This window comes from Variovorax sp. PMC12, assembly GCF_003019815.1.
Classification (GTDB): Bacteria; Pseudomonadota; Gammaproteobacteria; order Burkholderiales; family Burkholderiaceae_C; genus Variovorax.
In genome coordinates, this window is record NZ_CP027773.1 from 4,370,685 (window position 1) to 4,385,693 (window position 15,009).

The 15,009-nt window shown below is 70.3% G+C and carries 16 protein-coding genes; 12 read left to right on the plus strand and 4 right to left on the minus strand.

Annotation, left to right across the window (positions count from 1 at the left end; genetic code table 11):
- Positions 1-4: 4 nt before the first annotated feature.
- The 3 genes from C4F17_RS20210 to C4F17_RS20220 all read right to left on the minus strand — a co-directional run bounded on the left by C4F17_RS20210 (position 5) and on the right by C4F17_RS20220 (position 3,781).
- Entirely contained in the window at positions 5-1,591 is a 1,587-nt protein-coding gene (locus tag C4F17_RS20210; RefSeq protein ID WP_106936460.1) for an alpha/beta hydrolase family protein, read from the minus strand.
- Positions 1,592-1,761: 170 nt separating this feature from the next.
- Positions 1,762-3,186, minus strand: coding sequence for a D-alanyl-D-alanine carboxypeptidase/D-alanyl-D-alanine endopeptidase (dacB, locus tag C4F17_RS20215; RefSeq protein WP_081268812.1), 1,425 nt, complete (start codon positions 3,184-3,186; stop codon positions 1,762-1,764).
- Between the two features lie 7 nt (positions 3,187-3,193).
- Positions 3,194-3,781 carry a GDP-mannose pyrophosphatase gene (locus C4F17_RS20220; protein ID WP_106936461.1) on the minus strand — a complete coding sequence of 196 codons (588 nt, stop codon included), beginning with the start codon at positions 3,779-3,781 and terminating at the stop codon, positions 3,194-3,196.
- A gap of 80 nt (positions 3,782-3,861) precedes the next feature.
- Between C4F17_RS20220 and C4F17_RS20225 the strand changes: the two genes are divergently transcribed.
- From C4F17_RS20225 to pyrF, 5 genes are all read left to right on the plus strand, one after another.
- Positions 3,862-4,626, plus strand: a complete 765-nt coding sequence (locus tag C4F17_RS20225; protein ID WP_106936462.1) for a DeoR/GlpR family DNA-binding transcription regulator — start codon at positions 3,862-3,864, stop codon at positions 4,624-4,626.
- 114 nt (positions 4,627-4,740) lie between these two features.
- The gene (gene tsaB / locus C4F17_RS20230) at positions 4,741-5,469 is read left to right on the plus strand and encodes a tRNA (adenosine(37)-N6)-threonylcarbamoyltransferase complex dimerization subunit type 1 TsaB (protein WP_106936463.1); all 729 of its coding nucleotides are present in this window, start codon (positions 4,741-4,743) and stop codon (positions 5,467-5,469) included.
- On the plus strand, positions 5,466-6,008 hold the full coding sequence (rimI, locus tag C4F17_RS20235) for a ribosomal protein S18-alanine N-acetyltransferase (RefSeq protein WP_081266028.1): 543 nt from the start codon (positions 5,466-5,468) through the stop codon (positions 6,006-6,008). The genes tsaB and rimI overlap by 4 nt, the downstream gene beginning before the upstream one ends.
- Entirely contained in the window at positions 6,005-6,841 is an 837-nt protein-coding gene (locus tag C4F17_RS20240; RefSeq protein WP_106936464.1) for a uracil-DNA glycosylase family protein, read from the plus strand. Before rimI ends, C4F17_RS20240 begins: the two co-directional genes overlap by 4 nt.
- A gap of 11 nt (positions 6,842-6,852) precedes the next feature.
- On the plus strand, positions 6,853-7,677 hold the full coding sequence (gene pyrF, locus C4F17_RS20245; protein ID WP_081267401.1) for an orotidine-5'-phosphate decarboxylase: 825 nt from the start codon (positions 6,853-6,855) through the stop codon (positions 7,675-7,677).
- Positions 7,678-7,683: 6 nt separating this feature from the next.
- Here pyrF and C4F17_RS20250 read toward each other — a convergent pair whose 3' ends face one another.
- Positions 7,684-8,418, minus strand: a complete 735-nt coding sequence (locus tag C4F17_RS20250; RefSeq protein WP_081267402.1) for a helix-turn-helix domain-containing protein — start codon at positions 8,416-8,418, stop codon at positions 7,684-7,686.
- Between the two features lie 144 nt (positions 8,419-8,562).
- Between C4F17_RS20250 and C4F17_RS20255 the strand changes: the two genes are divergently transcribed.
- The 7 genes from C4F17_RS20255 (at position 8,563) to C4F17_RS20285 (ending at position 14,886) form a co-directional block, all read left to right on the plus strand.
- Positions 8,563-9,417, plus strand: a complete 855-nt coding sequence (locus C4F17_RS20255) for a hypothetical protein (RefSeq protein ID WP_106936465.1) — start codon at positions 8,563-8,565, stop codon at positions 9,415-9,417.
- A gap of 13 nt (positions 9,418-9,430) precedes the next feature.
- A complete protein-coding gene (locus tag C4F17_RS20260) occupies positions 9,431-11,392 on the plus strand; it encodes an MFS transporter (protein ID WP_106936466.1) in 1,962 nt (653 codons plus the stop codon).
- 116 nt (positions 11,393-11,508) lie between these two features.
- On the plus strand, positions 11,509-12,018 hold the full coding sequence (locus C4F17_RS20265; RefSeq protein ID WP_081267405.1) for a YiaA/YiaB family inner membrane protein: 510 nt from the start codon (positions 11,509-11,511) through the stop codon (positions 12,016-12,018).
- A gap of 27 nt (positions 12,019-12,045) precedes the next feature.
- The gene (locus C4F17_RS20270) at positions 12,046-12,525 is read left to right on the plus strand and encodes a hypothetical protein (protein WP_106936467.1); all 480 of its coding nucleotides are present in this window, start codon (positions 12,046-12,048) and stop codon (positions 12,523-12,525) included.
- 11 nt (positions 12,526-12,536) lie between these two features.
- Positions 12,537-13,325, plus strand: coding sequence for a DUF2145 domain-containing protein (locus C4F17_RS20275; protein WP_442805203.1), 789 nt, complete (start codon positions 12,537-12,539; stop codon positions 13,323-13,325).
- Between the two features lie 19 nt (positions 13,326-13,344).
- The gene (locus C4F17_RS20280; protein WP_106936469.1) at positions 13,345-14,430 is read left to right on the plus strand and encodes a serine endopeptidase; all 1,086 of its coding nucleotides are present in this window, start codon (positions 13,345-13,347) and stop codon (positions 14,428-14,430) included.
- Positions 14,431-14,490: 60 nt separating this feature from the next.
- Positions 14,491-14,886, plus strand: a complete 396-nt coding sequence (locus tag C4F17_RS20285; RefSeq protein ID WP_081267408.1) for a DUF3597 domain-containing protein — start codon at positions 14,491-14,493, stop codon at positions 14,884-14,886.
- Positions 14,887-15,009: the final 123 nt, after the last annotated feature.

Below are 15,009 nucleotides of genomic sequence, written 5' to 3' on the forward strand. Positions count from 1 at the left end.
CCGGTCAGCCTCCGGCGGCGAGCACGCCCTGGAAGAAGCCCCGGGCCGACGCCAGGCAGGACGGCGGCGCCAGCGTGCCGTGGTACGCCTGGGTGACGGCCGTGGCCTTGTCGGTTGCGCTGCCCGGCGTGTTCTGCGCCAGCAGGCTCTTGGCCTGTGCGAAGCCGGCGCGGGCGGCTGAATAAGCGTCGTTGGCGCCCGAATCCTCCAGGTCGACCACCGTCAGCGCGGCGGCGGGCATGCCCTTGGCGCGGAAGTAGCCCGCGGTGGCGCGGGTGCTGGCGAAGTTCACCGTCGGGTCGTTGGCGCCGCCGCACATCAGCACCGGCTTGGCCGGCACCCAGTTGCGCAGGTCGTTCGCCACCGCCGCCCTGCGAAAGCCCGTGGTCGGCTTGCAGTCCAGCGGCGTGGCCGTGCCCACCGAGGCCGCCGTGGTCGGCAGCGCGTTGCCGGCGCAGGGATTCGACTGGATGTCGCTCGCCGCCTGCGTCAGGTAGCTCTGGCGGATCAGGTTGTTGGCGCCGTAGAAGACCGACAGCTGCGGATTCAGCGGGCCCGGAACCGCGTCGGCCGGGAACAGCGCCAGCTGCGGCAGCTTGCCGGTCTGGAACAGCGTGGCGATGGGCGTGTTGCTCGGCAGCAGGGTGTCGATGCCGCTGGCGTACTGGTTCTCGTAGACGTCGGTGGTGGCGTTGTAGACGTTGCCGAACTGCTGCTGCCAGCTGGTCGACAGCAGCGGCACGAACAGCGTGGCGCCCAGCGCCGGCCAGCCTTGGAAGGTGTAGTCGGTCAGCAGGCTGATGGCCGAGGGCGCCGACAGCGGCGCCGCCGCCGTCACCGTCTTGCCGGTGGCCTGCATCTCGCGGTGCGCCGCCATCGCGACGTAGCCGCCCTGCGAATAGCCGGTGATGAACAGCGAGCCCGCATCCGTGGCGCCGATGTCGCCGAAGGTCTTGCGCGCCGCCGTGAGCGCATCGACCATGTCCTTGCCCTGCTGGTCGCCGTTGAGATACGGGTGGTAGGGCAGGGTCGACTTGTCGTAGCCGGCGTAGTTGGGCGCCACCACGATGTAGCCCTGCGCCGCGAACATGGCCGCGACCAGCAGGCCCTCGCCGGCGGCCGGCTGGGTGGTGTCGGTCCATTTCGCCAGGTTGTAGTTGCGTGCCGGCGTGGTGCCGTGCGCATAGAGCACCACCGGCCGCGCGCCGCTGCAGGCCGCGTCGCTGCCCGTGGGCACCATGATGGCGGCGGTGGCGTTGGTGGCTTCGTTCTTGCCGCCGATGGTGCGGTACTCGAGGTAGCGCAGGTCGATGCCGCATTTGGGCGCGCCGGCCACCTGCAGCAGCGCCTTGCCCTGGTCGCTGGCCTGCAGGCTGGCATTGAACTGGGAGGCGGTGAGGTTGGCCGTCTGCGCGGGCGGCCCCGATACGACCGAGCCGCGCCCGGTGTCGCCGCCGCCGCCACCGCCGATCGGCAGCCCGCCGAAGCCGATGCCCCCGCCGCCTCCACCACCACCGCCGCAGGCGGTCAACAGCAACGCGACGCCCGCCAGCGCGAACGCCGATGCGGGAATGTGCAACGGTCTTTTCATCGGGAATGTCTCCTGCGTGGATGTTTGTTGTCGTGCCGGAAGGCCGAAACGAACGGTCGTTCGCATGACCCGCAGCGATTTTGCGCAGGGGCCGGGCTGCGCGCAAGCGGCGCACCCCGGTAGATTTTTTCAGTACACCGCTGTAGCGGCCTGGCCGCTGGGGCCGCAGGTCAGTCCTGCGAGGCCCAGTCGACCAGCGCGTCGAACGCGGCGCGCGCGGCCGCCGCGTTCTCGGCATTGGCGATGGCCACCAGCACGTAGCGCCGGCCGCTCGCGCCGTCCACGAAGCCGGCCACGCCCGAGGCGTCGCGCAGCGTGCCGGTCTTCAGGTGGGCCGAGCCGCCCGAGCGCAGCGTGCGCTTCTTCAGCGTGCCGTCCACGCCCATGGCCGGCAGCGAAGAGACCAGCTCCGGCATCACCGGCGAGCGCCACGCCACCTGCAGCATCTTGCCAAGCGCGGCGGCGCTGATGCGCTCGTCGCGCGACAGGCCCGAGCCGTTCTCGAACACCGGCTGCGCCTCGCCCGTGCCGATGCGGTCGCGCCACCACTGGCCCAGCGCGGTGCGCGAGGCCTCGAAGGTGCCGCGGTTCTTCTGCGTGAGCCCGATCGTGAGGAACAGCTGCTGCGCCATCACGTTGTTGCTGTACTTGTTGATGTCGCGCACCACCTCGGCCAGCGGCGGCGACTCGAACTCGAAGGCCGGCTTCAGCCCCGCCGGCACGCGCCCCTCGCGCATCTGCCCGCCCACGCGGCCGCCCATCTCGGCCCACATGCCGCCGATGGCGCGCAGGCTGTAGGTGCGCGGGTCGGCATACGCCACGGCCCAGCTCTTCTCGCCGCAGCCGGCGGGAAAGCCGCCGTTGAAGCGGATGCGGTTCACGTCGGTGAAGTCGGCGCGCAGCGCGGTGCGCCAGTCGCCGCATTCGCCGGGCACCAGCGGCACCGTGGCCGGCATGGCCACGCTGGCCAGCGGGGGCTCGTAGTTCACGCGGGCGAACTGCCCCGCGCGGTCGGGCGCGAAGCTCATGTTGACCGACTTGAAGTTGACCAGCAGCGCGTCCGGAGAGGCGTTGTACGGCCGCAGCGGCTCGCCGTCGAAGGCGGCCGGGTCGCCCTCGACCGTGTTCTCGAAGGCGCTGCGGTCGATGACGATGTCGCCGCTCACCGTGGTGATGCCCAGCCCCTGCACGTGGCGCAGCAGCAGCCACATGCGCTCGAGCACCAGCTTGGGGTCGCCCTGGCCCTTGATGTAGAGGTTGCCGTTGAGCACGCCGTTGCTCACCGTGCCGTCGGTGTAGACCGGGGTGGTCCAGTTGTAGGCCGGCCCGAGCAGGTCGAGCGCGGCGTAGGTCGTCACCAGCTTCATGATCGACGCCGGGTTCACCGGCACCTGCGTGCGCCAGGCCAGGCGCGGCGGGCGCGAGCCGTCGGCGTCGGCCACCAGCATCGTCACCGCGTCGCGCGGCACCTTGGCGCGGGCGAGGGCGGCGTCGACCTGGGTCGGGAAGGCTTGCTGGGCGAGGGCGGCGCCGGCCGGGGCCAGCATCGCGACGAGGGTCAGTGCGCGAGCGGCGCGGCGGGAGGCAAGAGGCATGCGCCCATTATCCCGGCGCGAAAAGATGCAGCTTCGCGTGGTACAGCAGCATCACGGTCTTGGCGTCGGCGATGCGGCCGTCGGCCACCATGGCCAGCGCCTCGTCGATGTCCAGCTCCAGCACCTTGATGTCCTCGCCTTCCTCGGCCAGCCCGCCGCCCGCGCCGATGCGCATCGAGGCCTCGTAGGGCGCGACGAAGAAGTGCAGCTTCTCGGTCACCGAGCCGGGGCTCATGAAGGTCTCGAAGATCTTGCGCACCTCGCCGAGCCGGTAGCCGAGTTCTTCCTCCACCTCGGCGCGGATGCGCTCTTCGGGCGCCGCGTCGTCGAGCAGGCCGGCGGCCGCCTCGATCAGCAGGTCGTCATGGCCGTTGACGAACGCCGGGTAGCGGAACTGGCGCACCAGCAGCACCGTGCGCCGCGCGAGGTTGTACGGCAGCAGCGTGGCGCCGTTGCCGCGATCGTAGGTCTCGCGGTGCATGCGCTGCCACCGGCCGTCGTTGCGCCGCCAGTCGAAGGCGGTGGTGCGCAGCGTGTACCAGTTGTCGGAAAGCAGGGTGACTTCGTGCACCCGGACGCGGTCTTGGAGTGTCATGGGTGGCGAGCATATGTGCATCTTCGTGCAATAACAAGAAAATTCGTGCAGAAAGCGTGCAAGCCCGATACCATCGCCCGATGCTCACCAGCCAGCGCAAGCAACACATCCTCTCGGTCCTGCGGCGCGACGGCAACGTCGTCGCCAAGGCGCTCAGCGAAGAACTCGGCCTGTCGGAAGACACGCTGCGCCGCGACCTGCGCGAGATGGCCGCCGAGGGCCTGCTGCAGCGCGTGCACGGCGGTGCCTTGCCGCTGGCGCCGGCCGAGGCCGATTTCGCCGGTCGCCAGCAGCTGGCCTCCGGCGAGAAGGTCGCCATCGGCCGTGCCGCCGCGCGGCTGGTGAAGCCGGGGCAGGTGGTGTTCATCGACGGCGGCACCACCGCCGTGCAGCTCGCGCGCCATCTGCCGCTCTCGCTTCAGGCCACGGTGGTCACGCACAGCCCGTCGGTGGCGGTCGAGCTGGTGTCGCATGCCGGCATCGAGGTGGTGCTGATCGGCGGGCGCCTCTTCAAGCACTCGGTGGTGGCCGTGGGCTCGGCGGCGATGGCAGCCATTTCGCGCATCCACGCCGACACGTATTTCATGGGCGTCACCGGCGTGCACGCCGAGGCCGGCCTGACCACCGGCGACCTCGAGGAAGCCGAGATCAAGCGCGCCCTGATGGCCGCGTCGGCCGAGACGGTGGTGCTGGCCTCGTCCGAGAAGCTGGGCGCGGCCTCGGCCTGGGTGGTCAACCCGGTCGCCTCGGCCGCCACGCTGCTGGTGTCGCCGGATGCGCCCGCCAAGGCGCTGGCGCCGTTGCGCAAGGCCGGGCTGGCCGTGCTGCTGAGCGAAAAGGCCTGATATCGCAGGGCGGCGACCGGGATTGGCCGCCCCTCGATAATCGGGGCATGCCTCTTTCGCCCCGTTTCCTTCTCCGCCCGCCCGCCGCGGGCGCGGCCCCGGGGTGTCCCGCCAATGCCTAGATTGCTGGCCTTCGACACGAGCACCGAGCACCTGTCGGTCGCGGTGCTGCACGGCGAGCGGCTGCTGGCCCACAACGGCGTGGGCGGCGCGCAGGCCTCGACCACGCTGCTGCCGCTGATCCAGCAACTGCTGGGCGAGGCCGGGCTGGCGCTGGCCGACCTGGACGCCATCGTCTTCGGCCGCGGCCCCGGCTCGTTCACCGGCTTGCGCACCGCCTGCTCGGTGGCGCAGGGGCTGGCCTTCGGTGCCGGCGTGCCGCTGCTGCCGGTCGACACCCTGCTGGCCGTGGCCGAGGAAGCGCGCCATGCCTTCGGCGCGCGGCAGGTGGTGGCGGTGCTCGACGCCCGCATGGACCAGGTCTACGCCGCGCGCTACGACTTCGCCGCCGGCCCCCTGGGTGGCCTGGCCGGCGAGGACGAGCTCCTGCTGCTGTCGCCCGAGGCCCTCGAAGTGCCCGCCGGCCATGCGCTGGCCGGCAACGCCTTCGCCGCCTACGGCCCGCGCCTGGCGCCGGCCGCCGCCCGCCACGAGGCCCTGCCGAGCGCCACCGCCATGCTGCGGCTCGCGCCCGCGCTGCTCGCGGCCGGCCGCACCGTGCCCGCGGCACAGGCCTGGCCGCTCTATGTTCGCGATAAAGTGGCGCAGACCACCGAAGAACGCGCCGCCATCAAGGCGGCCGCGGCATCGGCGGCAGCAGCAGCCCCTTCCAGCCACGCATGAGCGCCGTCCTCCAGCCCGTCGAAGCCCGCCTCGAACCGCTCACCATCGAGCGGATCGACGCTGTCTGCGCGGTGGAACAGACGGCCTACAGCCACCCCTGGACGCGCGCCAACTTCACCGACTCCATGGCCGTGGGCTACCACTGCCAGTGCCTGCTGGCACCCGGCGTGGCGCAAGGAGTCGCCTCGCCCGTCACCAGCCTGGGCGAAACGCTCATCGGCTATTTCGTGGCCATGAAGGGCGTCGACGAGGTGCACCTGCTGAACATCACCGTGGCCCCGGCCTTCCAGCGCCAGGGCTGGGCGCCGCTCATGCTGGAGGCCCTCGGCGGATGGTCGCGCAGCCAGGGCGCGCAGTGGCTGTGGCTCGAAGTGCGCCAGAGCAACCAGCGCGCGCTGGACATCTACGTGCGGCAGGGTTTCCGCAGCGTGGGCGTGCGCAAGGGCTACTACCCGGCCCATGACGGCAAGCGCGAGGACGCCGTCGTCATGAGCCTGCGATTGAACGAAACAGGCACCGCCTGGGGAGCCTTGCGATGAGCGCGGTGCAGACATTGAAGCTCGACGCGCGCCAGCGCGCGATGCTCGACGAAATGGGCGTGAAGGTCTGGTGGCCCGTGCCCCAGGTGGCGGAAGCCGAGCCCGAACCGGTACCGGTGCAGGCCGCGCCCGAAGCCGGACCGCCCGACGACGAGGAATACATCCCGAGCGCCGAGGAGCGCATGGAGGCGGAAATGCCCGTCTCCGCGCCGCGCCCGCCGCGCGCGCCGGCCGCCCGCCCCGTGGCGGCACCCGCGCCGGCTGCGCGCCCCGCCCCCGCCCCGGCGTCGATGGGCGCCGCCGTGCTGCTCGAGGCGCCCTGCCGCCTCTATGCCGATGCCGGCACGCCACACGACATGGCCGCGACGCAAGGCGGCTGGCTGGTCGTCGCCGACATGCCGCCCGAGGCCGACGGCCGCCACGGCGAGCCCTTCGCGGGCGACGCCGGCCGCCTGCTCGACAACATGCTGCGCGCCCTGAAGCTGCACGACGGCAAGACGCCCGTGCACCTCATGCGCACCCACCGCGGCGTGGCCGCCGGCCAGCCCGGCAGTCCGCGCCCCATGGCCGAGGCCTTCGGCGAGCACGCCGCCGCGCTCGCGCCCCGCGTCGTGCTGGCGATGGGCCCACTGGCCGCGCAGAGCCTGATGCAGAGCGGCGACCCGCTGGGCAAGCTGCGCGGCCGCGCGGTGCCGCTGGCGACGAACGGGGAGTCCGGCGCGGCGGTCGTCGTGGCCACCTATCACCCGGCCTACCTGCTGCGCAACCCGGCCGACAAGGCCCGCGCCTGGGCCGACCTCTGCCTGGCGGCCGAGCAGCACACGCCCGCCTAAAATCCCGGCCCATGACTTTCCTCGACAAGCTGGCCGCCGCACAGCAAAAAAACGGTTCGTTGCTCTGCGTGGGGCTCGATCCCGAGCCAGCCAAATTCCCGGGGCAATTCAAGGGCGACGCCAGCCGCATCTTCGATTTCTGCGCGCGCATCGTCGACGCGACGGCCGACCTGGTCATCGCCTTCAAACCGCAGATCGCCTATTTCGCGGCCCACCGCGCCGAAGCCCAGCTCGAGCAGCTCATGGAGCACATGCGCCGCAACGCGCCCGACGTGCCCGTGATCCTGGACGCCAAGCGCGGCGACATCGGCTCCACCGCCGAGCAGTACGCGCTGGAAGCCTTCGAGCGCTACGGCGCCGACGCGGTCACGCTGTCGCCCTTCATGGGCTTCGATTCGGTGGCGCCGTACCTGAAGCACGAGGGCAAGGGCGCCTTCCTGCTGTGCCGCACCAGCAACCCCGGCGGCTCCGACCTGCAGGGCCAGCGCCTGGCGGATGTCGAGGGCCAGCCTTTCCTGTACGAGCACGTCGCCAGGCTGGCGCAGGGCCCGTGGAACCTCAACGGCCAGCTCGGGCTGGTGGTGGGCGCGACCTACCCGGCGGAAATCGAGCGCGTGCGCGAACTCGCGCCGACCGTGCCGCTGCTGATTCCGGGGGTCGGCGCCCAGGGCGGCGACGCCGTCGCCACCGTGCGCGCCGGCTGGCGTGCCGATGCGCCGATCATCGTGAACTCGTCGCGGGCCATCTGCTACGCATCGTCGGGCGATGACTTCGCCGAAGCCGCGAAGAACGCCGCGCGCAGCACGCGCGACGCGCTGGAAGCCGCCAAGCCCTGAGCCCCGTCAGTTCCGGCGCAGGCGGGTGAAGAGCTCGAACTCCCAGTTGCGCATGCCCAGCAGCAGGGTGTAGCCCTCGCGGTCCTTGGCCGACAGCTTCTGGTCGGTCTGGTGCTGCTGCGCGAAGTCCTGCGCCACGCGCTGCAGGCGCTCCAGGAAGGCCGGCGCCAGCGAGCGGCTGATGGAGCCGTGCACCAGCAGCAGCCCTTCGGCCGGGCCGTCGAAGCCGCCGCGGTAGTAGTCGAGCACCACGTTCTCGCGAAAGAACTCCATCACCGGGCCGTGCGGGCGCCAGCGGAAGGTCTTGGCCAGCTTCAGGCGATACCGGTTCAGCGGCCGCAGCTCGATGATGCCGATGCGGTCCAGCTGCGCCAGGCAGCCGATGCACTCGGCCTCGCTGATGCGGTAGGCCGCCACGATCTGCTCCAGCGTCCACTGGCTCAGCACGCTGATGGCCACCAGCAGCAGCTTCTTGTCCTTGACCACGGCCTTTTCCTGCTCGTGCGTCAGCTCCTTCAGCAGCGGCTGGGCGTCGGCCACGCGGCGGGCCAGTTCGGCGAAATCGATCTTCAACGCACGGCAGATGGCGTCGACGCGCGACAGCGGCATGTCGCTCTTGGCCAGCATCCGCTTGACGCTGGATTCGGCCATGTCGAGCGACCGCGCCAGGTCGGCGTAGGTCATGCGCGCACTTTTGAGTTCGTTCTTGAGGGCTTGGACGAGGTCGACGGTGGTGCTCATCGTTCGAGCGTACACGGGCACAGGCAAGTATCAATTGGAGATACCGCTGGGTGTGAATTAGTACCTCGTATCGATTCTCGATGCCCGTGGAGGGGTCGGGACCCTAAATTCCGCGGCACGTACCGACCACCACCGAGAAACGCCATGCCTCTGCCCTCTCTCAGCCGCCGCGAACGCGGGTTGCTTTTCACCCTGGTCCTGCTCACGGCGATCGCCGTCTTCGGCCCGGCGCTGCCGGCGGCCGACGTCGCCATCGCCACCGTGTTCGCCGACGACCGCGCCTGGCACGGCCTGCCGAACGCCATGGACGTGCTGAGCAACATCCCTTTCGTGGTGATCGGCCTGTGGGGCCTGTACCGGCTCAACCGCATCGACCGCTCGCACCAGGAAGCGCTGTCGCGGTTCCCGCTGGCCCCGCCCGCCAGCGACCCGCCGGACAACACGCTCGACTGCGCCTGGCTCTTCTTCGCGGGCCTGATCGCCACCGCCGCGGGCTCCGCCTTCTTCCACCTCGTGCCCGACGCCCCGCGCCTCGCGGCCGACCGCGCCGGCATGGCGGTGGCCTTCGCGGGGCTGATCGGCGTGGCGGTCTGCGAGCGGGTGAGCCAGCGCGCCGGCTGGCCCGCCGCGTGGTTCGTGCTCACGGCCGGCCTGCTCTCGGCGGAGGTGTTCCAGGAGACCGGCAACGTCATGCCCTGGGCGCTGGTGCAGTTCGGCGGCATGGCGCTGGTGCTGACGCTGGCTCTGTCCACCCCGATGCGCAATTCGGTCGGCCTCAAGCTGTGCTGGGTGATCTTCTTCTACGTGGTGGCCAAGGCCTTCGAGATGGCCGACCACTCGATCTACGAGTTCACGCAGCACGCGGTTTCGGGCCACACGCTCAAGCACCTGACGGCGTCGCTCGCGGGACTGCCGGTGGTGCTGGCGCTGCGCAAACTCGAGATGCGCTGGCAAGCCGCGCTGCGGCACAATCCGGGCGCAGCCGCCGTAGCGGCCTGAGGAAATCCTTCGCATGACCACCCCCGCCGCTGCTGCAGCCCCCGCGACGTCCGCGCCCCACGAGGCCAACGCGCACGCCAACCAGTTCGCCCTTCTCGGGCAGCGGCGCTTCGCGCCTTTCTTCTGGACCCAGTTCGCGGGCGCCGCGAACGACAACCTCTTCAAGTTCGCATTCACCGTCATGGTGACCTACCAGCTCCAGCTCAGCTGGATGCCGCCGGCCATGGCGGGCCTGGTGATCGGCGCGCTGTTCATCCTGCCGTTCCTGCTGTTCTCGGCCACCTCGGGCCAGCTGACCGACAAGTTCGACAAGACGAAGATGATCCGCTTCGTCAAGAACCTCGAGATCGCGATCATGCTGATCGCCGCCTGGGGCTTCGTCACGGCCAACGCCGTGGTGCTGCTGGGCTGCGTGTTCCTCATGGGGCTTCACTCCACGCTGTTCGGGCCGGTCAAGTTCGCCTACCTGCCGCAGGTGCTGGATCCGCGCGAGCTCACGGGCGGCAACGGCATGGTCGAGATGGGCACCTTCGTCGCCATCCTGCTGGGGCAGGTGGCGGGCGGGCTGCTGGTGGCGGTGCCGCAGATCGGCCACCTCACGGTGGCCGTGGCCTGCGTGCTGCTCGCGCTGGTGGGGCGCGGCGTGGCGCAGGCCATTCCGCGCACGCCGGCCACCGACCCCGGACTGGTCATCAACTGGAACCCGGTCAGCGAGACCTGGCGCAACCTCAAGCTTGCGCGCGAGAACATCGTGGTGTTCCGCTCGCTGCTGGGCATTTCGTGGATGTGGTTCTTCGGCGCGGTGTTCCTGAGCCAGTTCCCGAGCTTCGCCAAGGAAGTGCTGCACGGCGACGAGCAGGTGGCCTCGCTGCTGCTGGTGGTGTTCTCGGTGGGCATCGGCGTGGGCTCGCTGCTGTGCGAGACGCTCAGCCGCCGGCAGGTGGAGATCGGCCTGGTGCCGCTGGGCGCCATCGGCATGAGCGTGTTCGCGATCGACCTGTACTTCGCCTCGCGCGGGCTGCCCAAGGTGGCCGAAATGGGCATCGGCAGCTTCGTGCGCCAGGGCGCCCACTGGCGCGTGATGGCCGACCTGGCGCTGCTGTCGCTGTTCGCGGGCCTGTACAGCGTGCCGATGTACGCGCTGATCCAGCTGCGCAGCCAGCCCACGCACCGCGCGCGCATCATCGCGGCCAACAACATCCTCAACGCGCTGTTCATGATCGGCAGCTCGGTCATCGCCGGCGCGCTGCTGGGCGCGGGCTTCAGCATTCCGCAGATCTTCCTGTTCACCGGCATCGCCAACGCGGTGGTGGCGTTCTACATCTTCATGCTGGTGCCAGAGTACATGCTGCGCTTCGTGGCCTGGGTGCTGTCGCGCTTCGTCTACCGCTTCGACATCAAGGGCGACGAGCACATTCCCACCGAGGGCGCGGCCGTGCTGGTGTGCAACCACGTGAGCTTCATCGACGCGGTGCTGCTGATGGCGGCGAGCCCGCGGCCCATCCGCTTCATCATGGACCACCGCATCTTCAAGGTGCCGGTGCTGGGGTGGCTGTTCAAGCTGGCCAAGGCCATTCCCATCGCGCCGCAGAAGGAAGACCCGGCCGCCTACGAAGCCGCCTTCGCCAGCGCGCTGGGCGTGCTGCGCGAAGGCGACCTGCTCGCCATCTTCCCCGAGGGCGCGATCACGCGTGACGGCACGCTGCAGCCCTTCAAGGGCGGCGTGATGAAGATCGTCGACAGCGCGCGCGCCGAAGGCATCGAGCCGCCGGTGATCCCGATGGCGCTGACCAACCTCTGGGGCTCGTACTTCAGCCGCATCGAGCTGCGCGGCGGCGAGCGCGTGGCCATGGCCAAGCCCTTCCGCCGCGGTTTCTTCAGCCGCGTGGGCCTGAACGTGGGCGCGGCCGTGCCGTCGTCCGAGGTGCAGCCCGAGTCGCTGCGCCAGCGCGTGGGCGGCCTGCTCGGCGCCTAAAAGTACCTCCCCGAGATACTGGCGGCGCTGTAAACCGCCACCGGTGCAAGCATTCGAGCCCCGCGGTGCGGGAGCGAACCATCATTCGCTCACCTTCACTACGCCGCGAGGCACACATGCAACCCCTTTCATCCTCGACCGTTTCCATCCAGCGCGACACGCGGGCCTGGCAGTTCCAGACCTGGGCCTCGTTCGCGATCGCCGTCTTCCTGTGCGCCACCGGCCTGAGCTGGCTGCCGGGGCAGGCGCTGGACCGGGCGTTCATGGTGATGGGCTACGTGTTCTGCCTGAGCACCGCCTTCATGCTGGCCAAGTTCATCCGCGACGGCGAGCAGGCCGCCGCCGGCCTCTCGACGGGCCGCGACGTGCCCATGTGGCGCCTGGTCGTCTGGGGAAGCTTCTTCACCGCGATGGCCCTGACCGGCTGGGGCCTCGTGCGCATGGAGATCAACGACGCCTACAAGGCCTTCCTGGGCGTGAGCTGGCTGTTCCTCATCAGCTCGGCCTTCACGCTGGCCAAGACCCTGCGTGACCGCCACGAAGCCGACATGGCCGAAGCCCGCCTGCAAGGCCGCCGGCTGGCCCGCGCCGAAGCCGCCGCGTCTGCTTCCTCCACCGCCGAATAACCCGTGCCAGACCAACGAAAGACCATCATGAAGAAGTCGATTGCCGCCGTCCTCGTCGCCGCATGCACCGCCTTCGCCGGCGTATCGGCCCCCTTGCAGGCACAGGCGCAGAGCGACGCCTCCACGGCCATCTCGCTGATGCCGGTGGCCTCCGTCCTTGTCACGGCGTCGGCCGTGGGTGCTTCGGCGGACGCTGCAGGTGGGATGGCCAAGGCCTCGGTGGCGCTGCCCGCCGCGTTGTCGGTGGCCGGCTCCGTGCTCACCGTGGTGGCTGTCGAAGCCTCGGCCGACGGCACGGTCTACGTGCTGGAGCGTGCTTCGGACGGCGCGCGTGCCAGCATCAGGGTGGCGGGGCGCGCCGCCAACGGCATGTCGGCTGCCGTGGGCACCGGCGTCACCGTCAGCGTGATCGGCTCGGGCGTGGTGCTGTCGGCCGCCGGCGAGGTGCTGGCCTTCGTGCCCAACGCCATCGGCCGTGCGCTGCTCTACAACGAGAGGCTCTCGTGAAGCGCGCGCTCATGGCTTGCAGCGCGCTCGGGCTTGCCCTTGCAGCGGCCTTGCCGATGCAGGCCCGGGCGGGCCGTTCGTGCGAGCAGGCCAAGCCGACGCCCGCCGTGATCGTCAAGGGCATGGAGCTGGCCGAGCGCACCTCGCAGGCGCTCGACGCCAGCGGGGCGCGCGTGGTGTTCCTGGCGCGCGCCGGGCAGGACCTGGGCAAGTACGGCCTGCGCTACTCGCACCTGGGCATCGCCTACAAGACCGATGCCGGTCCGTGGCGCGTGGTGCACAAGCTCAACCAGTGCGGAACGGCGGTGGCGGCGGTGTATCGCCAGGGGCTCGGCGAGTTCTTCCTCGACGACCTGTGGCGCTACGAGGCGGCCTGGGTCGTGCCCACGCCGGCCGTGCAGGCGCAGCTGATGGCCGCGCTGGACGAGCCGCCCGCGCGCATCGTTCGGATGAACGTGGCGCCCTACAGCATCGTGAGCTACGCCTGGGGCCGGAAGTACCAGCAATCGAACCAGTGGGCCGTCGAGACGCTGGCCGCCGCAATGGAGCCCGCCACCATCGGCAACCGCGCGCAGGCGCAGGCCTGGATGCAGTTCAAGGGCTACGAGCCCACCACGCTGAAGCTCGGGCCGCTCACCCGGCTGGGCGGGCGCGTGAGCTCGGCCAACGTGGCCTTCGACGACCACCCGAACGACAAGCGCTTCAGCGACCGCATCGAGACGGTGACGGTCGACTCCGTGTTCGCCTGGCTGCCGCGTGCCGGGCTGGGCGCCGCGCCGGTGACGCTGAGGCTTCAATGACCAGGAGCGGGACAACGACATGAGCAAATCCCTTCGCCTTTCCGAAAAATGGTTCCGCCGCGGCCTCTGGCTGGTGGCCTTCGTGTTCGCCAGCTTCCTCATCGGGCTGGGCAGCACCATCGTGAGCGACCTGCCGCAGGTCGAGCGCGTGCGCGGCATCGACGACTTCATCGACCTGCGCGCCGCGCAGCCGCTTCGCGCGACCATCGCGGCCTCGGAAGCCACCGAACTGCAGGCCGCGCGCGACCTCGACCAGATACGCCTGCAGCTGCAGGCCGCGCAGCAGGCCAACGCCAATGCGCGCGAGACCTTCGGCAACTGGCTCGCCACGCGCCGTGCCACCGCGCAGCCCGACCAGGACCCCGAGCTCATCGCGCGCACCAAGGCGCTCGACGCCTTCAAGCAGAAAGAAGAACAGGTGCAGCGCCAGGTCAGCGCGCAGCAGCAGATCACGCTCGACGCGCGCCAGGCCGAGCAGCGCGCGCGCACCGCGCTCGCCGAGCTGGAGCGCGACGCGCAGGTGAAGCTGGAGGCCGAGTACCGCCGCATCGAGCTGCGCGTGTTCCTGTACCGGCTGGCGCTCACGCTGCCGCTGCTGGTGGTGGCCGGCTGGCTGTTCGCGAAGAAGCGCAGGAGCACATACTGGCCCTTCGTGTGGGGCTTCATCTTCTTCGCGCTGTTCGCGTTCTTCGTCGAGCTGGTGCCCTACCTGCCGAGCTACGGCGGCTATGTGCGCTACCTGGTGGGCATCGTGCTCACGGTGCTGGTGGGGCGCTACGCCATCGTCGCGCTCAACCGCTACCTGGCGCGCCAGAAACTCGCCGAGCAGCAGCCCGACCAGGTGCGGCGCGAGGAACTCAGCTACGACACCGCGCTGGCCCGCCTGGGCAAGGGCGTGTGCCCCGGCTGCGAGCGGCCGGTGGACCTGAAGAACGACGCCATCGACTTCTGCCCGCACTGCGGCATCGGCCTGTTCGACCACTGCGGCGTGTGCGAGACGCGCAAGAGCGCGTTCTCCAGGTTCTGCCACGCCTGCGGCACCCCGGCCGCGGCGCAGTCTGCGGATTCGGTCACGCCCCCGCGCGCCGATCGACACACCATGTAGCCGGCGCGCCGCGAGGCCGTGCTACAACGATGGATTCCCAACCCCAGACGGAGCTAAAGCATGAGCATTTTCGGCAGCATCCTTTCCAAGATCTTCCCGGGCGCCAAGGCAGCGGAGGCCCCGGCCCCAGCCCCGGCGCCCACCGCCGCGGCACCGGCCGATGCACCCGCACCCGCAGTGGCCGCGCCCCCGCCCGCCATTCCGCTGGGCGACGTGGCCGCGGTGCTCGACGGCATGCCGGGCGCGAAGAACCTCAACTGGCGCACCTCCATCGTCGACCTCATGAAGCTGCTGGGCCTGGACAGCAGCCTCGAGGCACGCAAGCAACTGGCGGCGGAACTGAGCTACGGCCAGGACACCAGCGACAGCGCCAAGATGAACATCTGGCTGCACCGCCAGGTCATGACCAAGCTGGCCGCCAACGGCGGCACGGTCCCGGCAGAGTTGCGGGACTGAACTGGATAGTCGCTCGGAAGTTTTCGAGAACACCGAGGAACCGGCTCTGCCGGGCCTCAGGTGTTGCCCCCGGTAGGGGGTTGGCGAAGCGACACGAAGTGCGCGTAGCCTGGCGGCGAGACC